The organism is Sorangiineae bacterium MSr11954 (assembly GCA_037157815.1).
Taxonomy (GTDB): domain Bacteria; phylum Myxococcota_A; class Polyangia; order Polyangiales; family Polyangiaceae; genus Pendulispora; species Pendulispora albinea.
Genome location: CP089984.1, coordinates 6,510,667 through 6,534,102, shown reverse-complemented (window position 1 = coordinate 6,534,102; position 23,436 = coordinate 6,510,667). Strand labels below are relative to the sequence as shown.

General features: G+C 67.9%; 14 protein-coding genes. 5 read left to right on the top strand and 9 right to left on the bottom strand.

What is annotated here, in order from left to right:
* Positions 1–114 precede the first annotated feature (114 nt).
* Together LZC94_25145 and LZC94_25140 are read left to right on the top strand one after the other, a co-directional pair.
* Positions 115–861: an ATP-binding cassette domain-containing protein gene (locus LZC94_25145; protein ID WXB11150.1), complete on the top strand. Its 747-nt coding sequence runs from the start codon at positions 115–117 to the stop codon at positions 859–861.
* Positions 861–2,411: an ABC transporter permease subunit gene (locus tag LZC94_25140; GenBank protein ID WXB20242.1), complete on the top strand. Its 1,551-nt coding sequence runs from the start codon at positions 861–863 to the stop codon at positions 2,409–2,411. The genes LZC94_25145 and LZC94_25140 overlap by 1 nt, the downstream gene beginning before the upstream one ends.
* Here the strand turns inward: LZC94_25140 and LZC94_25135 are convergent.
* The 5 genes from LZC94_25135 to LZC94_25115 all read right to left on the bottom strand — a co-directional run bounded on the left by LZC94_25135 (position 2,386) and on the right by LZC94_25115 (position 9,971).
* Positions 2,386–3,612: a cation:proton antiporter gene (locus tag LZC94_25135; GenBank protein WXB11149.1), complete on the bottom strand. Its 1,227-nt coding sequence runs from the start codon at positions 3,610–3,612 to the stop codon at positions 2,386–2,388. The genes LZC94_25140 and LZC94_25135 overlap by 26 nt on opposite strands.
* A gap of 1,080 nt (positions 3,613–4,692) precedes the next feature.
* Complete coding sequence (locus LZC94_25130; protein ID WXB11148.1) at positions 4,693–6,096, bottom strand: serine/threonine protein kinase; 1,404 nt, start codon at positions 6,094–6,096, stop codon at positions 4,693–4,695.
* Positions 6,097–6,160: 64 nt separating this feature from the next.
* Positions 6,161–6,919, bottom strand: a complete 759-nt coding sequence (locus LZC94_25125) for a glucose 1-dehydrogenase (GenBank protein ID WXB11147.1) — start codon at positions 6,917–6,919, stop codon at positions 6,161–6,163.
* A 37-nt stretch (positions 6,920–6,956) separates the two neighbouring features.
* On the bottom strand, positions 6,957–7,910 hold the full coding sequence (locus LZC94_25120) for an acetyl-CoA carboxylase carboxyltransferase subunit alpha (GenBank protein ID WXB11146.1): 954 nt from the start codon (positions 7,908–7,910) through the stop codon (positions 6,957–6,959).
* A gap of 12 nt (positions 7,911–7,922) precedes the next feature.
* Complete coding sequence (locus LZC94_25115; protein WXB11145.1) at positions 7,923–9,971, bottom strand: FHA domain-containing protein; 2,049 nt, start codon at positions 9,969–9,971, stop codon at positions 7,923–7,925.
* Positions 9,972–10,060: 89 nt separating this feature from the next.
* Between LZC94_25115 and LZC94_25110 the strand changes: the two genes are divergently transcribed.
* The 3 genes from LZC94_25110 (at position 10,061) to LZC94_25100 (ending at position 16,479) form a co-directional block, all read left to right on the top strand.
* The gene (locus LZC94_25110; GenBank protein ID WXB11144.1) at positions 10,061–12,838 is read left to right on the top strand and encodes an AAA family ATPase; all 2,778 of its coding nucleotides are present in this window, start codon (positions 10,061–10,063) and stop codon (positions 12,836–12,838) included.
* Positions 12,839–12,954: 116 nt separating this feature from the next.
* On the top strand, positions 12,955–14,544 hold the full coding sequence (locus tag LZC94_25105) for a hypothetical protein (GenBank protein ID WXB11143.1): 1,590 nt from the start codon (positions 12,955–12,957) through the stop codon (positions 14,542–14,544).
* 273 nt (positions 14,545–14,817) lie between these two features.
* Entirely contained in the window at positions 14,818–16,479 is a 1,662-nt protein-coding gene (locus LZC94_25100) for a hypothetical protein (protein ID WXB11142.1), read from the top strand.
* Positions 16,480–16,483: 4 nt separating this feature from the next.
* Here the strand turns inward: LZC94_25100 and LZC94_25095 are convergent, their stop codons facing one another.
* Genes LZC94_25095 through nuoL form a run of 4 tightly spaced genes read right to left on the bottom strand, consistent with a single transcriptional unit; the run spans position 16,484 to position 23,431 of the window.
* Positions 16,484–17,482 carry a hypothetical protein gene (locus LZC94_25095; protein WXB11141.1) on the bottom strand — a complete coding sequence of 333 codons (999 nt, stop codon included), beginning with the start codon at positions 17,480–17,482 and terminating at the stop codon, positions 16,484–16,486.
* Complete coding sequence (locus LZC94_25090; protein ID WXB11140.1) at positions 17,479–18,972, bottom strand: NADH-quinone oxidoreductase subunit N; 1,494 nt, start codon at positions 18,970–18,972, stop codon at positions 17,479–17,481. The genes LZC94_25095 and LZC94_25090 overlap by 4 nt, the downstream gene beginning before the upstream one ends.
* Positions 18,973–19,008: 36 nt before the next feature.
* The gene (locus LZC94_25085; protein ID WXB11139.1) at positions 19,009–20,841 is read right to left on the bottom strand and encodes an NADH-quinone oxidoreductase subunit M; all 1,833 of its coding nucleotides are present in this window, start codon (positions 20,839–20,841) and stop codon (positions 19,009–19,011) included.
* Positions 20,842–20,851: 10 nt separating this feature from the next.
* Positions 20,852–23,431, bottom strand: coding sequence for an NADH-quinone oxidoreductase subunit L (gene nuoL / locus LZC94_25080; protein WXB11138.1), 2,580 nt, complete (start codon positions 23,429–23,431; stop codon positions 20,852–20,854).
* Between the last annotated feature and the right edge of the window lie 5 nt (positions 23,432–23,436).

Below are 23,436 nucleotides of genomic sequence, written 5' to 3'. Positions count from 1 at the left end.
TATAAGAGAGTGCGAATGCGAGCTTCGCGTGCCCTTCCCATCGCGAGCGGGCACTATGAACGAGTCCATCGTTCCAGCTCTTTCATTCGACGAGCCGAGGCCGCGAGGTGCTCCATGATTGAAGTCAAACAAGTCGAAAAATCCTATGACGGTGCCACCGCGCTCGAACCCACGTCGATCCGCTTCGAGGCGGGGACGACGACGTCGATCATCGGACCGAGCGGCTGCGGGAAATCGACCTTGCTGCGCATCATCGCGGGGCTGGTGACGCCCGATCGGGGCAAGGTGATCTACGACCGCGAGACGCTCACGGAGAAGAACGTGAATGCGCTGCGCTTGCGCACGGGCTTCGTCCTTCAAGATGGCGGGCTCTTTCCGCACCTGACCGCGCGCCGCAATGTCACCCTGGTGGCGGAGGTGACGGGCCGGGGGACCGAGGCATCGCGGGAGGAGCGCGTGCGCGAGCTCTCGGCCTTGGTGCGCCTGCCCGAGGCGCGGCTCGCCAACCATCCGCGCGATCTCTCGGGCGGCGAGCGGCAGCGCGTGAGCATGATGCGCGCGCTCTTCTTGGACCCGAGCTGGGTGCTGCTCGACGAGCCCCTCGGCGCGCTCGATCCCATCACGCGGCGCGGGCTGCAGACCGAGCTTCGCACCATCTTCGCGACCTTGAACAAAACGGTGATCCTGGTGACCCACGACATGGGCGAGGCCGCGTATCTGGGCGATCGCGTGCTCTTGATGCGCGAAGGTAAGGTCGTGCAGAAGGGCACGGCGCGCGAGCTGGCCGAGCAACCCGCCGAGCCCTTCGTCTCGGAATTTTTGCGCGCGCAACGCTCGCCGCTCGAGGAGGACGCGGCTTGATGCTCCACCACCTACGCCATGTTCGCGCGGCTCTTGCGCTCTTGGCCGCGGCCTTGCTCGCGACCTTCACCTTGCCCGCGCGGGCCGAGCCCGTGCTGCACGTGGGGTCCAAGCGGTTCACCGAGTCGTACGTGCTGGCGGAGATCGTTCGCACGGCGGCGGAGAAGGCGGGCGAGGCGCGGGCCGAGCATCACCAGGGGCTCGGCAACACGGGGATCGTGTTCGCCGCGCTCAAGAGCGGCAGCATCGATGTGTATGCCGAATACACGGGCACCATCGCGCGCGAGCTCCTGGGGCACGTGACCGACGCGCCCACCGATTTGGAGGCGATCAATCGCGAGCTCGCGCCGCTGGGGCTCACGGCCGGTATTCCGCTGGGGTTCAATGACACCTACGCGCTGGCGATGCGCTCGGAGACGGCCAAGAAGCACGGACTCACGACCTTGAGCGAGCTGGCGCCGCGCGCGGAGCTTCGTTTTGGGTTCTCGCAGGAGTTCCTGGAGCGCGCCGATGGATGGGCCGCGCTGGTGACCACCTATGGAATGAAGGCGCAGCGCCCGCGCGCCATCGAGCACGCGCTGGCCTACAAAGCGCTGGTGAACGGCGATATCGACGTGGTCGACGTTTACTCCACCGATCCGAAGATCGAAGAGGAGCACCTGACCGTGCTCACGGACGACAAGCACCTCTTTCCCCGCTACGACGCCGTCCTCCTCTACCGCAGCGATCTGCCGGGCCGCCTGCCGAAGACATGGGCGGCGCTGCAGCGGCTGAAAGGGACCATCGACGAGGCGCGCATGACGCGCATGAACGCCGACGCCGAGGTGCGGGGGCTCTCCTTCGACGCCATCGCGCGCGCCTTCCTCGACGGCTCGGGCGACGGCGGGCGGGCGACGGGCCAGCGCGCGGCCGTGCGCCCCTCGTTCTTCGAGCGGCTCTTTGGCGGGGACTTTTTGCGCCTGACGGGCGAGCACCTGTTCCTGGTGGCCATCTCCGTGGCGCTCGGGACCCTGGTGGGGGTGCCGCTGGGCATTTGGGCGGCGTACCGGAGAGGGGCGACGCAGCCTATTTTGGGGGCCGTCGGCATTTTGCAGACGATTCCATCTTTGGCGCTGCTCGCGTTTCTCATCCCTATTCTGCACAGGATCGGGATCCTGCCTGCGATGGTGGCGCTGTTCCTCTATTCGCTTTTGCCCATCGTGCGAAATACCTATACGGGGCTATCGGACATCGCGCCCTCGCTGCGCGAGTCGGCCTTGGCGCTCGGCTTGCCGCGGGGCGCGCGCCTTCGGCTGGTGGAGCTGCCCTTGGCGTCGCGGGCCATCGTGGGTGGGGTGAAGACCTCGGCGGTCATCAGCGTGGGCACCGCGACCATCGCCGCGTTCATCGGCGCCGGTGGTTATGGCGAGCGCATCGCCTCGGGGCTGGCCTTGAGCGACAACGATTTGCTGCTCGCCGGGGCCATTCCCGCCGCGGGCATGGCGCTTTTGTTCGAGGCGTTCTTCGGGGTGGTCGAGCGCTGGATCATTCCGCGCCCGCTGCGCGCTTAGATTTCGATGAGGATGACGGCGAGGGCGACGATGCAGGGGCCACGCGCAGGCGCGCCGCGAGCCAGGGGGGCGCCGCGACGGTCGTGCCCATGATGACCAGAATGATGGCCATGTAAATCGAGGGCTCGATGAGGGGGTGTCCATCCACGCGGATGCGGGCGCCGGCGTCGGCGAAGATGAGCCCCACCTCGCCGCGCGGGAGCATGCCGATGCCCACGAGGAGGCGATCGACCCCGCGCGTACGCAAGCCCAGGCCCGAGACGAGCTTGCCCGCGACGGCCGCGGCGCCGAGGAGCAAGGCGAGGAGCAGCACGTGCAAGGTGGCGCCGCGCAAATCGACGGAGATGCCGGTGCGCACGAAGAAGATGGGCGCCAGAAAGGCCGCGGTCGGGCGAATGAGCTCGGCGATATCGTGCTTGGTCTTCGAGCCAAAGGGCCGCACGTGCACCTCGTCGAGGATGAGGCCCGCGGCAAAGGCGCCGACGATGGCCGCCAGGCCGGCGATCGAGCTCAGTCCGGCAAACGCAAAGCAAAGGGCAATGGCCATGGCCCCGAGCACGCCCTCGGTCTGGAGCCCCGCGCCAATTCGAAATACGCGCGGCATGACGTAGCGTCCGAGAAAGAGCGCGCCGATCAGAAATGCCGCCGCCAGCCCCAGGAGGGTGAGCGCATGAATGGGGCTTGGCATGGCGCCCTCTTGCGCGATGGCGGTGACCACCGACAAAACGATGAGCCCGAGCACATCGTCGATCACGGCCGCGCCGAGGATGACCCGCGTCTCCGGCCGCCCGAGCGCCCCCAGATCGCGCAGCACGCGCGCGGTGATGCCCACGCTGGTGGCGCACAAGGTTGCGCCGATGAACAGGTGCAATGCGCGCGAAGCGTGGGGCGCCGCGATCATGCTCGCGCCGTAGCCGAGGCCGAGCGGCGCCAGCACGCCCAGAATGGCGACCGCGCCGGAGGAGGGGATGACCCGGCGCATGTCGGCCACCGTGGACTCCAGGCCGACCTCGAACAAGAGCAGCACCACGCCCATCTCGGCGAGGAAGCCCACGCTCTCGGTGGTGGCGGCCTGCTCGAAGACCTGGATGCCGACGAGATCCAGATTGCCCAGCAGAATGCCCGCAAAGAGCTCTCCAAGCACCGGAGGCTGCTTGAGCCACACCGCCACTTGCCCGCCGAGCTTGGCGATCACCAGCATGAGGGCCACGACGAACCAAATCGTGGGCGATGCCCCGTGCCCTTCGGATGCCCCGTGTCCTTCGGCTGCGGACGCTACGCTCGAGAAGGTCAGAAAAACCAGCGCGAGCGTCGATGCACTTGCCAGACCGCGCGGGAGAGCTCCATACCGGAAACGCATGGCACCCGGGTTATGACACGAGGAAGATGCCGCCGTCTTGTGGATACGGAAAAAACGAGAGTCTCTGAAATCACGTGAGCCACGTGAGAAGAAGGCGTACGGCCGAATTCAAATCGAGCTCGCACCTCGTGGGCTCCGAAGGATTCGGGTGCTCGTCCAAGGGAGCCGCATCTTTCGTCCAAGGGATCCGCGTGCTCGCCGGAAGGAGCGGCGTTCTCGTTCGCGTGCTCGGCGTCCTTGAATGCGGGCACGTGCGGCCTCGAGACCGAGCGGATCACACACAGTGAGGCAATTTTGCTGTGTGGCATGCGTTGCCAGCGTTTTGCGGGCTCCGGGCCGCGTGGACGGAATGGCGCGAGAATGACGACGGATTTTGGGCCTGAAATGCCAACTGGTCCGAATCGTGCGTAGAGCCACGGACATCGAGGAGGGCTTGGTGAAGCCATGAACTTACCCCAGAATCTCCCGGTCATTCTTCACTACGAGGAGGATGGCAGCATTGTGGCGCATTGCCCACTTTTGCCGGATTGTCAGAGTCAATCCCGATCACGCACCCAAGTGCTTCGCACCATGCAGGGCCTCATTCAGCGAGCCCTCGGTCAACGTGCCGGTGGGAAAGCGCCACCTGCGCAAAAGGCACCCAAATACGAAGTGGTTCATTTGCCCATCGCGCACGGGGCCGAATCTTCGGGCGGTGTCGCATCTCAAACTTCGGGCGGTGTCGCATCACACGGTTCTTCCGATGCTCGGGGTGATCGCGCGTCTCCCAATTCCGTCGTGGGGCATTCGCCGCCTCGCGCGCCCGCCGCGTCGCAGGGGCATTCGCTGCATCGCGCGCCGGAGGGGTCATCGGCAGGGGCGGTGTCGGCCGCGTCGGAGTTCGACCATCGGGCCGGACCGCTCTCGCGACTCTCGCGGTTCCTAATCGGGCAATGGTGAGAGGCCACCGTCCGGCAGACGGCCCTTGGTCTTTCGCTTGGCGCCGTGCGCGGAGGACGTGCCCACAGATGCGGACGATGCAGACGGTGCAGGTGCAGCACGCTCCGCCGTGGGGAGCGCATCGACCGGCACCACCGGCGGCGCGGACGGCCGCGGCTCCGTGCGACGATCGCGCGCCTCGTTGTGCAGCGCCGGCGGCGGCGCAGGCAGCACGGGCGCCTTCGACGAGGTGACGGTGCTGGCCTCGGCGCTCGCGCGGGCGGCCGCGCGCGGATCGACCACGGCGTGGGGCGTCGGGGCCCATGCGGTATACGCCACCAATACGGCGAGGGCCGCGAAGACGGCAAAGAGCGCGACCGCGTAATAGCCATGGAGCCGCCGTGGATGGAGATAACGAGGCCCCGGGGTGCCTCCGCGCGGCCCCACCCCCGATCGCGGGTCGAGCTCCTCCGATCCGGGCGATGCCGCGGGAAGGGGGATGGCGATGGTCTCCGGATCGTCCTCGAGCGCGGGCAGAAGATCCTCGAGCCGCCGCGTGATCTCGTCGAAGCTGCCGATGCGGCGCTTGCGATCGACCACCAGGCATCCGCGCACCAGCGCGCGAACGGCATCGGGCAGATGAGGGGCGCACGCGTCGATGTCGAACGGCTGCTTGGTGGCGACTTGGATCAGGAGCGCATTGAAGTTGGTCGCGTCGAAGCAGCGGTAGCCGACCAGCGCTTCGAACAAGATGGCGCCAAAGGCAAAAATATCCGTTCGCCGATCGATGCTCCGAGAGCCCCGCGCTTGCTCGGGGCTCATGTACATGGGCGAGCCCAGGATGGTCCCCGCGATGGTGACCGACTCGATGCCCTCCTCCTCCAGGAACTTGCTAATCCCGAAATCGAGCAGCTTGGGGACGATGATCAGCTCGTCGCCGCGCCCATCCCGTCCGCCCCTCAGGCGCTCGTGGCTGAGGAACACGTTGGTCGGCTTGAGATCGCGGTGAATGACCCCGCGCTCGTGCGCGGCCGCGAGCGCGCGTGCGACGTCGAGCATGATGATGAAAAAATCGTAGAGCCGCATGCGCGGCATCTGCTGCGCGATCACCGTCTCCAGCGAGACGCCGGTGAGCAGCTCCATCACCAGAAAGAGCGAGCCGTCTTCGGCCTGCCCAACGTCGATCACCTCGACGATGTTCGGATGGTCGATGCGCGCCGAAGCCTTGGCCTCCAGCAAGAACCGACGCGCCACCTCGTTCGTGCGCGCCACCGTCGGCAACATGATCTTCACGGCAAACTGCCGGTCCGTAAACACGTTGGTCGCCGACCAGACGCTGGCCATGCCGCCCACCCCGAGCAGCTCGTTCAGCCGATATTTTCCCGCAACGACGCGCCCCGGTTCCATCCGTTGCTCTGAATGCTCTCGGGTGCTCCGTCTCACGATGTTGCGCCCACGCTCTTGGTGGGGTTTAGCTCACGGTCATGCCGCCGTCGATGACGAGGGTATGACCTGTGAGGTATTGTGATGCATCGCCCGCGAGGTACAGCGCACCTCCGGCGATCTCATCGGGATCGCCCACCCGGCCCATGGGGGTGCGTCCGACCACTTGCGGGCTCAAATCGGGGTTGTCGACGATGGCGCTCGCAAAGCGCGTTCGAACGAAGCCGGGCGCGATGGCGTTGACGCGCACCCCCGACGTCGCAAGCTCGGTGGCCAAGGTCTTCGTCATGGAGATGACCGCGGCCTTGGTCATTCCATAAACGCCTTGGAGCGGCGCGCCCATGATGCCCGCCACGCTGGTGATGTTGATGATGCTGCCCGGCGCCTTGCGCTCGATGAGGTGGCGGGCGACTTCACGGGCGTTGAAGAAATATCCTTTGACATTGACCTCGAAGGTCTTGTCCCAGGCGCCCTCCTCGACCTGCAGAAATGGTCCGAAGTAGGGGTTGGTGGCCGCATTGTTGACGAGGATGTCGACCTTGCCGAAGTGCTCCACCGTCTTTTGTACGAGGTTTCGGCAATCTTCTTCCTTCCCCGTGTGCGCGGCGATGGCGTGCGCGCGCGCCCCGATCGACTCGGCCACGCTGCGCACCCCATCGATCTTGCGTGAGGCGACGACGACCTTGGCGCCGTTTTCGGCGAACGTTCGCGCGATGGCCTCGCCGATGCCGCGGCTCGCGCCGGTGACGATGGCGACCTTCCCCTCGAGACTGAATGAGACCGTCATGGGCTCATAGTAAGCCCATTCGACGGAGCGCTGCGCGTTAAGCTACGTACGCCCCGAGGCTGCGGAATCGGCGGTAGCGATCGTCGGCCAGCTCTTCGGGGGTCATGGCGAGCAGCTCGCGAAGGCTGGCCTGGAGAACCGCGTCGATGTTGCGGGCCGCGGCCGCGGGATCTTGGTGGGCGCCGCCGGGCGGCTCCTCGATGATGGAGTCGACCACCTTGAACTGGAGCAGATCGGGCGCGGTCATGCGCATGGCGGCGGCGGCGACATTGCTCTTGGCGCCGTCCTTCCAGAGGATGCTCGCGCAGCCCTCGGGCGAAATGACGCTGTAGGTGCCGTACTCGAGCACGTGCACCTTGTTGGCGACGCCCAGGGCCAGCGCCCCTCCGCTGCCGCCCTCGCCAATGATGGTGGCGATGATGGGGACTTGGGCGCGGGACATGGCGAACAAGCACGCGCCAATCGCCTCGCTCTGCCCGCGCTCCTCGGCGCCGATGCCAGGGTAGGCCCCGGGTGTGTCGATGAAGGTGAACACCGGCAGCCCAAAGCGATCCGCCAGCTCGTAGAGGCGGCAGGCCTTGCGGTTTCCTTCGGGGTGCGCCTGGCCGAAGTTTCGGGCCACCTTTTCCTTGGTGGTGCGCCCTTTTTGGTGCCCCACGACCACCACGCTGCGCCCTCGGTAGCGCGCGAGCCCGCCCACGATGGCCGCGTCGTCGCCGTAGCGGCGGTCGCCGTGCAGCTCTTGAAAATCTTCGAAGAGGCGGCCGACGTAGTCGAGCGTGTAGGGACGATTGGGGTGACGCGAGAGCTGCACCTTCTGCCACGGGGAGAGCGTGGCGAAGATCTCGCGGGCCAGGCGCCCGGTTTTTTCCTCGAGGCGGCGCAGCTCGTGCTCGAACTTGGGATCGCTCTCGGCGAGCAGACGCAGTTCGCGCACCTTGGAGACCAGGTCGACGATTGGTTTCTCGAAGGGGAGGACGAAGGCAGCCACGGGCTGGTCTTATTAGCCTACGTGGGCGGCGGCGGACGGTTTTTCGCGTCGGATGTTGAAGATCCGCAGCGCTTTTTCTTTCCCTTTGAGGTGCGCGGGCGCCAGCTCTTCGAACTCGAAGCGGTTGCCCAAGCGCGAAAGGGTGCTCTCGCTCACCAGGATTTGCCCGGCGGTGGCGATCCCGCAGAGGCGCGCACTGGTGTTCGCGGTGTCGCCGATGACCGTGTAGCTGAGAGCTTTGGAGCTCCCGACATAGCCTGCCACCACCGAGCCGGTGTGGATGCCGATGCCGATGGCCAGCGGCGATTGGTCCGCCTCCATCAGCTTTCGATTGAACTGCGCCAGCGCTTCCATCTGGTCGAGCGCGCTCTGCACGGCGCGCACCGGATCGTCGGGGTGCACGGCGGGGGCTCCCCAGAGCGCCATGATGCCGTCGCCCATGAACTTGTCGAGGGTGCCCTCGTACTTGAAGATGGTGGCCACCATCTCCTCGAAGTACTCGTTGAGCAGCTCGACCATCATCTCGGCGGTGGTGCCCTCGCTCATGCGGGTGAAGCCGCGGATGTCGCTGTTGAACACCGTGCACTCGGAGACGAGCTGCCCGCCCTTCTTCACCTCGAGCCGCCCGCTCATCACCTGCTCGGCGATGTTGGGCGAGAGCAGCCGCGAGAAGCGCTCGCGCGTGACGATCTCCTGCTCGATCTTCTTCGCGAGGAGCGTGTTCTCGATGAACATCGCGGCCTGGTTTCCCACGGCCGTGATGATCTCCAGGTCCTTCTGCTGGAACTGCGCGAGCGACTCGCTGTCGAGCCAGAGCGCGCCCAGCACCTCTTTCTCGTGCAGCAAGGGCACGACGATCGCGCTGGAGATGCGGTTCAGGATCATCGACTTGCCCTTGGATGCCGCGAAATCCATGCTCGCGTCGTGCGTGATGACGCTCTTTTGCTCGTTGATGACGTGGTTCAGGATGGTGGAGCTCACCTGAATGGCCGCGTCGCTTCCATCGCGCCGGCGCGCCGCGCGCGGGTGCAGGGAGCCGTCGGCCTCCTTGAGCAAGATGACCCCGCGGTCCGCGTTCACGAACTTGAAGAGGGCGGTGAGGATCTTCTCGAGCAGCTTGTCGAGATCGCGCTCGAGGCCGATGTCGCGCGAGAGCTCCCACGTGATGCGCAGGCGCTCGTAGTCCAAGCGCAGCTGCTGGGGATCGTGCGCGATCTGATCGAACGGCGCGAAGCCCTTGGTGGTCGCCGCGATCTGCGCGCCGATGGCCCGCGCGGAGTCGAGCACGTCGACCCGGGTGCCGCCAAAGCTCGGCGGGCGATGCTGCCCCTGCGGAAACGCGCGCGTGGCGACCACGCGCTGACCGGGGGCGCCAGCCGGCGGCGGCGCGTGTGGATGCGCATGCGGATGGTGCGGGGAGGGAGGCGCGTAGCCGGACGCGTTGCCGACATAGCCCGCCGCGGGGGTCATGCCCGACGAGGGGTGCCCCGTAAATCCGCCCCCCGAGGGCGGCCGGCCCGGATACTCGGGCGGAGGGATGGGCGGACGACCCACGCCCGGCCCGCTACCCGGATAATCGCCCGTGCCATAGCCGCCCGACGGCGGTTGGTGCGAAGGCTGTTGTAGAGAAGAGGCGGGGGAGGTGGGGTGATTGGGCGCGTAGGGGGAGCGCGGTGGTGGCTGCTGGACCCACGGCGGCGCGACGCCTTGGCTGGGGGCGGCCGGCTGCTGGATCGCGCCCGGGCCGATGGCGGGGGGCGCGAAGTTGTGAAGGCCGGAGCCGTCGTCGTAGCGCGCTCGGGTCGAGCCGAGGGCAAGCTCGTCCCCATGCTTGAGGAATTGCTCTCCCCGCACACGTTCGTTGTTGATGTAGGTCCCGTTCAGGCTTCCGAGATCGCGGAGGATGAACTGCCCATCGCGCAACTCGATGATGCAGTGCTCCTTGGAAACGATTTTATCGAGGAGCTGAATCGAGTTGTTCGGGTGGCGGCCGAGGCTGTTGATCGGGCGAAGCTCGATGGCCTGCTGCCCTTCGGCCGTCGCCAAGATGAGGCGTGGCATAGGCTTTTCGGCACGAATGTACTCCGCTTTCTCGAGAGGGAGAAGGGCGGTCTTCGAGAGTGTTGAAAGTCTGGTAAGACAAGGCCTGTATGCAAGATCGTGGGCCAGGGTCGTCTTCGTCGGATCACACGGGAAGCTCCGAGCTGGAGGAGGCGGAGAGCTCCGAGCTGGAGGAGAATGTCGTCGGCAACGGGAACATTCCAGCGCCTGCCTGGAGTGACGCGACCCTGCCCACCTCGGATGACTCGAGGGAAGAGCACCGCGTTCCGGCCAAGCTGGTCACGGTTCGCGCCGATCCCTCCATCTTGCCCGACGTGCCGCGCGAGAGCCGTGGCCTGCTCGAGCTCGTCTCTCCCATCGCGCGCCGCGCGCTGGAAATGGGGCTTTTGGCCCGCGAGCCGAGCTTTCACGTCTTCGTGGCCGCCGAGCCGGAGGTGATGATCGAGGACGACATCGTCCGCTACGCCGCCCGGTATGCCCGAGTTCGACCAGCGCCGCCGGATATCGTCTATGTGCACGATTTCGATCACCCGGAAGCGCCGAAGCCGCTCCTCTTGCCCGCCGGGGTCGGTCCCACCTTGGTCGCGGCGATGGATGCGCTCGTCGACAAGCTTCAAGAGGAGATCCCCAACATCGCCCACAGCGACACCGTGCGCGAGGCGCAGGTGCAGCTGGCGCGCGAGCTCGAGACGCGCAACAAGGCCGTGCTCACCCAGCTGGAGAGCACGGCCAAGACCTTGGGCTTCGGCATCCGCGCCCTACAGGGTGGGGTTCAGACCTTCCCCATCCTTCACGGCAAGCCGCTGAGCCCCGAGCAGTTTGCCGCGCTCGACGACTCCACGAAGCGCGCGCTGAACGAAGCCGAGGGTCGGCTGACGGCCGAGGTCGAAAAGGCGGCCGCCCTGGTGCGCGACGAGAGCGCGCGCCACCATCAAGCGCGCGACGAGGCCTTCTCCCGCGCGGCCGAGGATCTCATTCGCGCGGGCGTGCAAGCGGTGCGCGCGGGCTTCAGCGACTACGAGCCGGTGCTGGCGCCCTATTTCGATCGGGTGGAGCGCGCGCTGGTCGAGGACTGGGAGGATCTGGTCATCGACGATGGGAGCGAGGGCCCGCAAGAAGAGGAGCAGTCGAGCAACTCCGGGCGCGATCACGATCCGGAGCACGCCACGCGGCTGAATCGCTTCAGCGTGAACCTCTTGGTGGCCAACGATCCCGCGGCGCCGCCCCCGGTGCTCTACGACACGAACCCCACCTATCCGAACCTGTTCGGGTACCTGGAGCGGCGCGCGCGTTTTGGCGCGCTGCTCACCGACTTCACGCGGGTGCGCGCGGGCTCGCTCCACAAAGCGTCGGGCGGCGTTCTGGTGGTGCGGGCCGCGGATTTGCTGGCCGATCCCATCATCTGGGAGCGGATGAAGCGCATCTTGCGCGAGCGGCAGATTGGCGCGGAGGATCCGCTCGGGCCCCTCGGCTTGTACGCCACGTCCCTTCGTCCGGTGCCGGTGCCCATCGACGTGCGGGTGGTGCTGGTGGGCCCGCCGCATCTGTACGCGGCCTTGCTGGAGGCCGACGCCGACTTCGCGGCGCTCTTCCGGGTCAAGGTGGAGGTGGAGTCGACCATCCCGCGCACCAACCAGAGCCTGGTGCTGCTCGACTCGTACTTGATGAACATGGCCAAGGACCGCTGGGGGAGCTTCGATCGCAGCGCCCGCGCGCGCCTCTTGGATCTGGCGACGCGCCTGGCGGGGCAGCAGGACAAGCTCTCGCTTTTGCTCTCGCCGCTCGAGGAGACGGCGGCCTTCGCGAGCGCGCTGGCGGTGGCGCGCACCTTGACCACGGCGGCGGGCGTCGATTCGGCCGATGGTCCCATCTCCGATGGGGGCGCCGATCCCGACCTCCGGGACTCGGAGCTCCCGCCCGTGAGCCTGACCATGACGCCTCCTTCGGCGGTGGTGGTCACGGTGCGGGACATCGAGGACGCGTGGCGCGAGCGGCGCGAGCGTGCGGGATCGGCGGAGCGCCACATTCGCGAGCTGACATTGCGCGGGGAGGTCGCGCTCGAAACGAGCGGTACGCGCATCGGAGTGGTTAACGGTCTGAGCGTCTTCAGCGCCGGGGATGTCGAGTTTGGGCAGCCGATGCGGATCACCGCGGTGGTGGCGCTCGGGCGCGAGGGGATCATCGACGTGGAGCGGGAGGCACAACTCGGCGGGGCGATCCACACCAAGGGCGTCGCCATTTTGCGCGGCTACCTGGGGCGGCTGTTCGGCCAGGAGCGCCCGCTCAGCCTGCGCGCGCAGATCGCCTTCGAGCAAAGCTACGGGGAGATCGACGGCGACAGCGCGTCCTCGAGCGAGCTGTTTGCCGTGCTGAGCGCGCTCGCCGACGTGGGGATCGATCAAGGCGTGGCTGTGACCGGCAGCGTCAACCAGCTGGGGGAGATTCAAGCCATCGGCGGCGTGGGCGCGAAAATCGAAGGATTCTTCGACCTTTGCGCGGCGCGCGGCCTGACCGGCACGCAAGGTGTGCTCATCCCTCGTTCGAACCTCGCCCATCTCGTTCTTCGCGATGACGTTGCACTGGCGATCGCGGACGGGAAATTCCATCTTTATGGTGTGCGCTCGGTCGAAGAAGGAATCGGCATCCTGACGGGCCTCGACGCCGGCGAGCGCGATATCTCGGGCCGCTTTCCGGCCGCGAGCGTCTTCGGGCGGGTGGAGCGCCGCCTCATCGAGATCGCCGAGCGGCTGCGCGAGGCGGAGGGGCACGGTCACCACGACGGGCACGAGGTCCTCGAAGAGCACGCGGGCTCGGATCTCAGCGACGGCGCGGACTTTCGAAGGCCACGAGGTTTGCCAAAGGGATGAGCCGCAAGCCGCACTCTCGGTCCCGATGCGCGCGCGGGGCTCTTCGGCCCCGGGGTGAGGGTGCGCCGCGGCGGGTGTGCGGTGCGGTGTTGGCGCTGGGGTTTTCGATCGCGGCCATGGGCTGCCTCGCGCGGCCCACGGTGAACCGCGTCTACGATGGGCGGCTCGTGGAGGGCGGTCTCGTGCTGCCCGAGGAGTACGCCACCTTTTTGCGCGGGGCGATGGCCGAGGAGCAAGGCGATCTCGCGGGGGCGTTGCACGCGTACGAGGCGGTGTCCGAATCGGCGCCGCGCGATCCGGAGATCTGGACGCGCATCGGGGCGGTGCGCTGCCAGAAGGACGCGCGCGACGATCGGGCGAAGACGGCGCTCGATCGGGCGCTGTCGCTCGATCCGGAGTACGCACCGGCGTGGGCGGCGAAGGCGCGCTGCGAGCTTCTGCGCGGCGTGGATCGGGCGAGCGTGGAGCGCAACGCGCTGCGGGCGGTGGAGTTCGATCCGCAGGCGGTGCAGCCGCAGGTGATCCTGGCGACCGCGCTGGCGATGCAGCCGGCCCACGCCGAGGCGGCGCGCGAGCGTCTTCTGGCGCTGACCTTGAAGCACCGCACCAGCTCGGCGGCGTGGCGCGCGCTCGGCGCGTGGGGAAAGAGCCATCGCGATCCGGCGCTGGTGGCGCGCGCGTACGGTGAGGTCGCGAGGATCGCGCCGGCGGCGCACGCGGAGGTGGCGGCGGAGGTCATGCAGCTGGCGGGCGAGGGGGAGCTGATCGCGGCGCGCACCCTCGCCGGGGCGCTGATCGATTCGCGCCGGGGCTCGGGCGCGGCGCGTTCGGCCGAGGGCGCGGTGGCGGGCGGTGCTCTGGTGGCGCGCTTGGCGGTGGACGACGCGATCGCGGCGGGCGATCGCGATCGGGTGCGGCGCCGCACGGTGGCGACGCATCTGCCGCTGGACGTGGCGGCCGGGCGCGCGCTCTTGCTGGGGCGCTCGGACATGGCGCGCGAGCTCGCCGAGCCGCTGCGCGACGCCGATCCGCGCGCGGTGGGGGCGCGGCTGGTGCTGGCGATCTTGGCGTACGAGTCCGACGATCGCGCGGGCTTGACCCGGGCCTTCGCGGCGACGGGCGCGACGTCGGGCGGCGATCTGCCGGTGGTGGCGGAGGCGATCTTGCCGTTCTTGCGGGTCGTGGCGCGCGCCATGGGGCCCGAGGCGGCGCGCCGCGTCGCGCATGCGCTTCCGTGCGAGACCTTCGTCCCGGGGGACGCGCTGGTCGTTCCATTGGCGGTGGCGTTGGCCGACTCCGGCGCCTTACCGCCCGCGACCCTCTCCGCCGACGGGCGTCTCGAGCTCGCGGTGCGCCGGGGTGAGGTCGTCACCGAGTCGCTGGACGCGCTCGATGCGCGCCACCGTCTGCTCGCCCTGGCGTCGACGCGCCCCACGTCGAACGAGGCGCGCGCGCTGCTCCGTCACGTGGGCGCGGCGTGGGTGCGCGATCCGTTGGTGGCCGTCGCCATGGGGCGCATGGCGGTGGCGGGCGCGGTCGTCGTGGATCCGTCGACGGCGACGCGCCTCGCGGAGGTCGCGCCGGACGATCCGTTGGTCGCGACGACGGCGTTGGAGTTGGCGCAGAAGCACGGAAATGACGCGGCGGAGCGCTCGATCCGTGCGCGTTTGTCGGCGATCGCCACAGGGGCGCACCGCACGCGCTGAGCTCGGGGCGGGGCGGTTTTTGGCTGCGCGCCGCGTGGTGGCGCGTTTGCGCCCGTGTGGCGCGTGTCGTTTGCGCGTTCGCGCCGTATGGCGTTGCGGTTGGCGCCCGTGTGGCGCGTGTCGTTGGCGCGTTTGCGCCGTATGGCGTTGCGGTTGGTGCGCTCGCGCGTGTGTGCCGGTGCCGTTGGCGCGATCGGTGTCGCGAAGCTCCGATGTCGAAGGTGGACGCGCATGATTTCGTGATCGCGTGGCGCCCGTGGCTGCATTCAGATCATGTCTCTTCGAGCAGGCGGTGGCGCGCGCCTACGGTTCGATCTGGCGATCGTGGGCATCGGTTCGCTCGCGTTGCTGCTCTACGCGCGGTCGTTTCGGTTCTTCTGCGACGACGCGTTCATCTCGCTGCGCTACGCCCGGAATTTCGCGACCTTGGGCGCGCCCGTTTACAATGCCGGCGAGCGTGTCGAGGGCTACACCAGCTTTGCGTGGATGGCGATCACCGCGCTCTTCATGCGCGCGGGGCTGGACGGCGTGGCGGCCGCGCAGGTGGCCGGCGCGCTCTCCGGCGTCTTTCTGGTCGCGAGCACGTGGTGGCTCTGGACCTCGATGGAGCCGGAGCACCCTTGGGTCGGCGTCTTCGTCATCGCGGGGCTCGCGCTCTCGGCGCCCGTCGCCGCGTGGACGTTGGGAGGGCTCGAGACGCCTTTGTTTGCGGCGCTGGTGGTGGCCTCGATTGGCGTCGTGGCGCGCGTCGCCGGGAGCCCCTCGCGGTCCTCGGGCGTGTGGGCGGGCGCCGCGTTTGCGGTGAGCACGTTGGCGCGGCCCGAGGGCGCTGCGCTGTTCGCGGTGGTCGTGATCGTGGTGGCCGTGTTTGCCGCCCGGCGCCCCTTGCTCCGTTGCGCGCTCGCCGACGCCGTGCTGACGTATTCGGTGCTCGTGGGGGCGTTCGTGGCGTGGAGGTGGTGGTACTACGGCGCCCCTCTGCCGAACACGTTCTACTTGAAAATGTCGGGTGAACGCCCCGAGATGCTCCGGCGCGGCCTGAGGTACCTCAGCCTGGCGCTGCGCGACTTCGGCCCCGCGTGCACCGTGACCTTGCTCGCCTGCATGCTCGTCCCTGCGCGCCCTGCCGGCCAAGATGCACCGGACGATCGCGGCGCGACCGTTCGGCGCACGACCCTGTGGATCGCGCGGATCTTCACCGCCGTCATGATCGGGTACGTGGCCTGGATCGGCGGCGACTTCCTGGATCTCGACCGATTCCTGGTGCCGCTCTTCCCGCTGATCGCCGTCGTCGTGGGCGCCGCCGCATGCCGCGCGCTGGAGCTGCTCTCGCCCGCGATCCCGCCCGTCGCGCTCTCGTTCTCGCTCCTGTGCGCGACCTTGTTCCCCTACGCCGTGCGCCAGTCGACCACCTTGAACCAGCGCGCGCGCGCCATCTCCGAACCCACGCGCGCGGACGCCGACGTGGAGCCGCTCGGCTGGACGGCGCTCTACGCGCGGCGCTGGGCTGCGATGGGACGTTGGATCGCCGCCCACGCGCAGCCCGACGATTGGATGGCGACGGGGGCCGCCGGCGCGATGCCGTTCTACGCGGGCATTCGCAACCTGGATCGACTCGGGCTCTGCGATGCCTACGTGGCCCGCGCCGGGGAGAAGCTCTCCGACCGCCCCGGCCATCAACGCGTGGCGCCGCTCTCCTATACGCTCTCCAAAGATCCGGTGTTCCTCATGATCGACGACGCCGCGCTCGACGCCCCCGAGCCCCCGCCGCGCGATCCCTACTGGGAATCGAAGGGCTACGTCTGGATGGTCGTCCGCCTCGACGCGCGCTACGGCGCGTCCCCCCCGTCGTGGCACAAATTCCTCATGCGAAAGGACCGCGCCGCCGCGCTCATACCCGAGGATGGCGTCGAATCGGCGCTGACCGCGCCTTGACCGACTAGTGCAGCCTCTCCACCGGCTTCTTGCCCGCATCCGCCTTCTTCGATCCCGCGCCCGCGCTCGCACCGGCGTCTGGCGCGGGAGGTAGCGGGCGGTTCTCGAGCTGCGCATCGACCCGCTCGACCACGCCGGGGGTCAGGCGCGGCAGGGGTTTCTTCACGTAGCGGGGGAGCACCCGGAGGGTCACGTTCATTTCGAGATCGCCATCGATGGGGGTGTGATCGGCGCGCTCGGTGGGGATGCCGTCGATGCGGTAGTGGCCGTTGCGATCGGTGACGGTGTGGAGCGGTTGCGGTACGGTGTAGACGTCGGCCACCATCCACAGGGGACCCATCTTGTCGGTGAGCAACGTGAGGCCAGGGGCCACGGGGTAGACGCTCACCGGATCGCCGCCCGGCGGGGCCACGATGAGCGCCGGCATCACGTGGTTGGCCAGCTCCGGCGCGTGCATCTTGGTGTCGCGGTTCTGCACGTCCAGCAGTTGGCCGAAGGTCAGATCGACGGTGCGCGTGGAGTAGGCGCAGCCGTCGATGGCGATTTGCTTCTTCGCGCGGCGTTCGGCCACGATGTAGCCGGAGTAGCCGGTGATGACGATCAGCGCGTCGGCCAGCGGACGGGAACCGTCGGGCAGGGCCGGGCCCTCGCGAAATGTCTTGCCGTAGATGGCTTCGGCCTCGGGGCAGCGTGAAAAGTCCGCGTCCACCTTCGCCGGCGGATCGCCCGTGACGGTGATCGTGCCCTCGATGCTGGCGGTGGGGCCCGCATAGATGGGCAGGTTGTTCGGGTTTACCACCCCGAGCACGCTCGCCGCCGGCAGCGGCGTGCCATTCGCCGGCGTGTTCGGTCCGAGCTCCGCGCTCGCACTGGCGCCCGATCCCGATGCCGCGGCGGCCGCGTCGACGGCGGCCGCCGGGTTTGCCTTCGAGTCGCCCGAGCCACGGCAGCCCGTGGCGAACAAGACGAGGATGGACGGAAGGAGAACGAGCGACCGGATCATCCGCTCAAGGTCGTGGCGGCTGCCTCGGCCACGTCGAGGGAGCGCGAGGGCAGGATACCCAGCGCCAGCACCAGGATCGCGCTGAGCACCAGCGCCGCGGCCACGTACCCCGAGCGCATCGGGGTGGCGATGGGCGCGCCCGCCGCCGGCTCGCGCATGTACATGTAAACGAGCACGCGCAGGTAGTAGTAGGCGCCGATCACGCTGTTGATGAAGGCGATGATCGAGAGCAGATAGAACCCGCTGTCGATGGCCGCGCGGAAGACGTACCACTTGCCGAAGAAGCCCGCCGTCGGCGGGATGCCGGCCAGCGACAAGAGGAAGAACGAGAACGCCAGCGCCGCCGCCGGGTGCCGCTTTCCGATGCCCGCCAGGTCCTCGTAGCTGACCGCTTCGGCGCCGCGGCGCCCGCAGTAAATCAGCGCGCCGAAGGCGCCCACGGTCGAGACGGTGTACGTCAGCAGGTAAAAGAGCACGCTGGCGCTCCCTTGCTGCGCCGAGCGGGCCGTCGCCACCACGGCCACCAGGATGTACCCGGCGTGCGCCACGCTCGAGTACGCGAGCATGCGCTTCACCGACTCCTGCCGCCCCGCGATCAGGTTGGCGACCGTCATGGTGAGCACCGCGATCCACGCGAGCACCGGCGGCCAGCCGCTGGCCCACGACATCGACTGCGGATCGTTGAACATGGTGAGCAGCACGCGCAGCATCATCGCGAAGGCGCCGCTCTTGACCACCGCGCCCATGAAGGCGGTGGCCGGCGTGGGCGCGCCCTCGTACGCGTCGGGCGTCCACATGTGGAACGGAACGGCGCTCACCTTGAACACCAGACCGATGAGCACGAACACCAGCGCCACCACCACCAGCGGGCTCTTGGTCCCACCCGACGCCAAGGTGGCGCCGATGCCCGCGAGATCCGTGTGCGCGGTGGCGCCGTAGAGCAGCGCGAAGCCGTAGAGCATCACGGCGGCCGCGAAGGAGCCGAGCAGGAAGTACTTGAGGCCACCCTCCGCCGAGCGCGCCGACGTGCGGCGGAAGGCCGTGAGCGCGTAGGCGCCGAGCGACATGGTCTCGAGGCCGAGGAAGACCGTCAGCAGATCGCCGGCCGCGGCCAGCATCATGGCGCCGAAGGTGGAGAACAGGAGCAGCGAGTAGAACTCACCGCGATCCAGGTTGTGCTCGGGCAAGTACCCGCCCGCCAGGAGCGACGCCAGCGCGCCGCCGAGGCAGAGGAGCACATTGAAGAAGAGCGAGAACTTGTCGATGAGCAGCCAGGGCGCGACCTGCGAGAGGCCCTCGAGCGACTCGGTGCCATGGAGCCACACGGCGAAGGAGAACGCGCCGGCGGCGAGGAAGACCACGGTGGTCCCCATGGCCAGGCCCGACGAGCCGCCGCCTGCCTGCCTTCGGGCGAACGCTTCGGCGACCATGAGCAGCATGGCGCCGAAGCCGAGAACGATGAGCGGGGAGAGTGCAAATGCGAGCTGCATGGCTGTTCTTTCGGCGCGCTTGTCGGGTTGTCTGGCTTACTTGGCGAGACCGCCGTGGGCAGCGCCAGCACCGGAGGGAGGAGTTTGAGAGTTGGCTGCGGCGACGACGGTGACGGGCGTCGCCTCGGGACGCCGGCTCAAGAGACGAATCGGGCCCTGGTAGAAGCGCGGCGCCGGGTTCTGCTCGACGCGCGATTGGAGGTCGCTCACCACGCGGTCCGAGGCGCCCTTGATCTGCGCGAGGAACAGGTTGGGGAACAGACCGATCACGAAGATGGCGAGCACCAGCGGCGTGAGCGCGATGATCTCGCGCGGGTTCACGTCGTCGAGCTTCTTGTTCTCCGGCTTGGTGATTGGCCCGAAGAACATCTTCTGCACCACGCTCAGCATGTAGAGCGCGCCCAGCACCACGCCGATGGCCGCGCCCACGGCTTGGATGCCGTTGAAGTGCCCCAGCCGGGTGCTGACGAAGGTCCCGGTGATGATCATGAACTCGCCCACGAACCCGTTGGTGGTCGGCAGGCCGATGCTGGCCATCGTCGCCACCACGAAGAGCGCCGTGTAGACGGGCATCACCTTGGCGAGACCGCCGAACTCGTCGACCTGGCGCGTGTGGCGCCGGTCGTAGATGACGCCGACCAAGAGGAACAGCGCGCCGGTGGAGATGCCGTGGTTGATCATCTGCAGCACCGCGCCCTCGACCGACGCCGGCGTGGCCGCGAAGATGCCCAGCATGACGTAACCCAAGTGCGCGACCGACGAGTAGGCGACCAAGCGCTTTACGTCGTCTTGCTTGTACGCGCAGAGGGCGCCGTAGATGATGCCGCCCAGCACCGCCACGCCGGCCAAGTTCGCCGCGAGCTCCGCCGAGGCCTCGGGGAAGAGCCCCAGGCAGAATCGCAGGTAGCCGTACGTTCCCAGCTTCAGCATGACCGCGGCCAGGATGACGCTGCCCCCGGTGGGCGCCTCGGTGTGCGCGTCCGGCAGCCACGTGTGCACCGGGAACATCGGCACCTTGATGACGAACGACAGGGTGAAGGCGCCGAAGAGCCAGAGCTGGATGTGACGCGGCAGGATCACCCGCTGCAGCTCGAAGTAGTCGAACGACATCGTGCCGTTGTTGAGCTTCGAGTACTGGTACGCGAGGTACAGGATGGCGGCCAGCATCAGCACCGAGCCGAACATCGTGTAGAGGAAGAACTTGATGGCCGCCTTGATGCGGTTGGTGCCTCCCCAGACGCCGATCATGACGTACATGGGGACGAGCATCAGCTCCCAGAAGACGTAGAAGAGGAACAGGTCGAGCGACAGGAACGCGCCGAGCATGCCGCCCTGCAGGAGCAGGAGCGAGAAGCACCACTCCTTCATGCGCGTGTGGATCGACCCGAACGACGCGTAGGTCGCGATGGGCATGGTGAAGCAGGTGAGCACCACCAGCCAGAGCGAGAGCCCGTCGACCGCCACGTGCCAGTGGATCCCGAAGCGGGCCAGCCACTCCACGTCTTGGTTGAAGTGGAACGTGCGCCCCATGTCCACGCTGAGCAGCGGGAGGCTGAGCGCCAAGGTCGCGAACATGAGGAAGAGCGTCGCGCCCTGCAGGATGCGCGGCGATTCGCGCGGCAGGAGCAGCACGATGACCGAGCCTGCGATGGGGATGCCGATGATCCACGCCAGGAGCTGCGCGGACTCGGTCGCCGTGTCTTGATCGACCGCGTTGGCGGTGGTCATGCGCACCAGGAAGAGCGCGATGATCCCCGCGATGATCGCGAGCGGGAGGCGAAGCGACGAGCCGCGCCCCTTCGGCACCAGGTAGGCGACGAAGGAGGGGATCAGGATCGGAATGAGGCCGCCGAGCGCGGCAATCAACACGGTAGGCATTTTAGTTCTGTCCCAATTCCATCGTGTTCTGCGCTTGCGGGCGGGACAGGGGGATCTCCACCGTCGCTTGGCGGCCGAATGCGTTGGTCACTTCGAGCCGGACCTTCACGTCCTTGCCCGGGTCGAGGTGCACTTTGACGGAGCTCTGCTCGCTGAAGTCGGGCTTGTCGGGCTCCCCGTTGCCGTCGGCGTCCCAGCGGTACGTGTAGCCCATGCCCGGCGCGGCCGTGACCACGTAGTCGCCGTTCGGGGTCGACTCCGTCGACGCTTGCGCGTGCGGGGCCACGAAGAACCACGAGATGACCACGAAGCCGACGACCATCGCCGCCGCGTACACGTGCACCACACCGGTCTGCAAGGTGCGGAGCACCGTCCCCAGCGCGGCCACGATGAGCGACGAGAGCTTGGCGAGGATGCCGTCGACGAACCACTGATCGAACGCCGCCGCCGTCTCGGCCAGCGCGTCGACCGCCGAGAGCACGGTCGCCTCGTAGAACTCGTCGACGTACCACTTGTTGTACGCCGCGCGATGCAGCCCCGGCGCGGCCTCCGCCCAGCGCTTCGCGGGCTTGCCCTCCGCCTTGAAGTAGACAGCCCACGCCAGCCCGAGCCCCACCACGAAGGCGAGGACACCCGGCACCATCAAGCCATACTCCAGGTGCTCCGCGTTCTCGGCCACCTTCACGCCCACCTTCACCGCGTCCTCGAAGACCGGCTCCAGCCAGTGCTCGAGCGGCAGCATGTGCGTGAACGGCGCGGGGTTGAGGATGCCGGCCACCGCCGCCAACGTCGCCAGGATGATCAGCGGCGCCGTCATCGGCAGCGGTGACTCGTGCGGCGCGGGACCCGGCACGGTCAGGTCTTCGTGGTGGTGACCGTGATCGTCGTGGTCGCCGTGCTCGTCGTGATCGCCGTGGTCATGATCGCCATGGCCCGCGTGCGACGCGGCGGCGTGATCGCCATGATCCGGGTGGCTGAGGAGCGAGCCGCGCCCGATGGCCCACCCGCGGAAGCTCCCGTGGAAGGTCATGAAGAAGCAGCGGAACATGTAGAAGGCCGTCATGGCGGCGGTGAGCACGCCCACCGCGTACACCGCCTTGCCGATCCACTCGGGCTGCTGCCACACGCTGATGTGGCGCGCGGCGAGCTTGGCGGCGACGGGGCTGGTGGCGTGGTTCACGAAGGCGCGGAAGAGGATCTCGTCCTTCGAGAAGAAGCCGCTGAGCAGCGGGCAGCCGGCGATGGCGAGGGTCGAGACCAAGAAGGTCCAGTACGTGTACGGCATGTACTTCTTCAAGCCGCCCATGTTGCGCATGTCCTGCGCCTTGTCATCGTCGTGGATGCGCGCGTGCATCGCGTGGATGACGCTGCCGGCCCCGAGGAACAAGCAAGCCTTAAAGAAGGCGTGGGTGAGGACGTGGAAGAAGCCCGCGGTGAACGCGCCGGCGCCGACGCCCATGAACATGAAGCCCAGCTGGCTCACGGTCGAATAGGCGAGCACCTTCTTGATGTCGGTCTGCACCAGCGCGATCGTGGCCGCCAGGAGCGCGGTGGCCGCGCCCACGCAGAGGACCACGGTCATCACGAAGGGCGACAGGACGAAGACGAAGGACAGCCGGCAGACGAGGTAGATGCCGGCGGTGACCATGGTCGCCGCGTGAATGAGGGCGCTGACCGGGGTTGGACCCGCCATCGCGTCCGGCAGCCACACGTAGAGGGGGATCTGCGCGCTCTTGCCCGCGCAGCCGAGGAGCAGCGCCAAGCCGACCGCGGTGGCCGCGCTGATGGTGAAGGGCTCGGCCGGCTGCAGGAACTTGAAGAAGCCCTGGTACGTGCCGCCGCCGAGTGGCCACACGTGGATCTGGTACGCGTCGGCCGGGTTATCGGCCAGGATCGAGGCGTTGTTCTGGATGCCCGTCCAGTCGAGCGCACCGGTGTAGTGCACGAGCAGGAACATGGCGCAGATGAGGCCGAAGTCGCCGATCCGGTTGGCGATGAACGCCTTCTTGCCGGCGGCGGCGTTGGGCATGTGGTCGTACCAGAAGCCGATGAGCAGGTACGAGCAGAGACCCACGCCCTCCCATCCGACGAAGAGCACCGGCAGGTTGTCCCCGAGGATGAGGACCAACATGGAGAAGATGAACAGGTTCAGATAGGCGAAGAACTTGTGAAAGCCCGGATCGTTCTCCATGTACGACGAGGCGTACAGGTGGATGAGGAAGCCGACCCCGGTGACGATGAGCATCATCACGCCGTTGAGGGCGTCGATGCTGAAGCGCGCGTCGATGACGACGTTGGAGCCCGCGCGTCCGCCGTTGGTGTGCATCCACTCCCAGGCGGTGAAGTACAGGCGCTGGTGCCCGTGGCCGGCCGCCTGCACCGCGTGGTCGAGGATGAGGAAGGCGATGAGCGAGGCGATGAAGCTCGTCCCGACGGCGGCGAGGGCCATCAGTCTCACGGCGGGCTTGCCGAGGCGGCGGCCCCAGATGCCGTTGACGAACGCACCGATGAGCGGCATCCCCAAGATGACCGCGATGAGGGAGAAGTCGTTGGTGGGGAAGAGCGATTCGAGCAGCTTCATGGCCC

Bases quoted from the DNA above. Each gene is read 5' to 3' on its own strand.
- LZC94_25145 (WXB11150.1), top strand. From the start codon at position 115: ATGATTGAAGTCAAACAAGTCGAAAAATCCTATGACGGTGCCACCGCG.
- LZC94_25140 (WXB20242.1), top strand. From the start codon at position 861: ATGCTCCACCACCTACGCCATGTTCGCGCGGCTCTTGCGCTCTTGGCC.
- LZC94_25135 (WXB11149.1), bottom strand. From the start codon at position 3,612: ATGCTGGTGATCGCCAAGCTCGGCGGGCAAGTGGCGGTGTGGCTCAAG.
- LZC94_25130 (WXB11148.1), bottom strand. From the start codon at position 6,096: ATGGAACCGGGGCGCGTCGTTGCGGGAAAATATCGGCTGAACGAGCTG.
- LZC94_25125 (WXB11147.1), bottom strand. From the start codon at position 6,919: ATGACGGTCTCATTCAGTCTCGAGGGGAAGGTCGCCATCGTCACCGGC.
- LZC94_25115 (WXB11145.1), bottom strand. From the start codon at position 9,971: ATGCCACGCCTCATCTTGGCGACGGCCGAAGGGCAGCAGGCCATCGAG.
- LZC94_25110 (WXB11144.1), top strand. From the start codon at position 10,061: ATGCAAGATCGTGGGCCAGGGTCGTCTTCGTCGGATCACACGGGAAGC.
- LZC94_25105 (WXB11143.1), top strand. From the start codon at position 12,955: ATGGGCTGCCTCGCGCGGCCCACGGTGAACCGCGTCTACGATGGGCGG.
- LZC94_25100 (WXB11142.1), top strand. From the start codon at position 14,818: ATGTCTCTTCGAGCAGGCGGTGGCGCGCGCCTACGGTTCGATCTGGCG.
- LZC94_25095 (WXB11141.1), bottom strand. From the start codon at position 17,482: ATGATCCGGTCGCTCGTTCTCCTTCCGTCCATCCTCGTCTTGTTCGCC.
- LZC94_25090 (WXB11140.1), bottom strand. From the start codon at position 18,972: ATGCAGCTCGCATTTGCACTCTCCCCGCTCATCGTTCTCGGCTTCGGC.
- nuoL (WXB11138.1), bottom strand. From the start codon at position 23,431: ATGAAGCTGCTCGAATCGCTCTTCCCCACCAACGACTTCTCCCTCATC.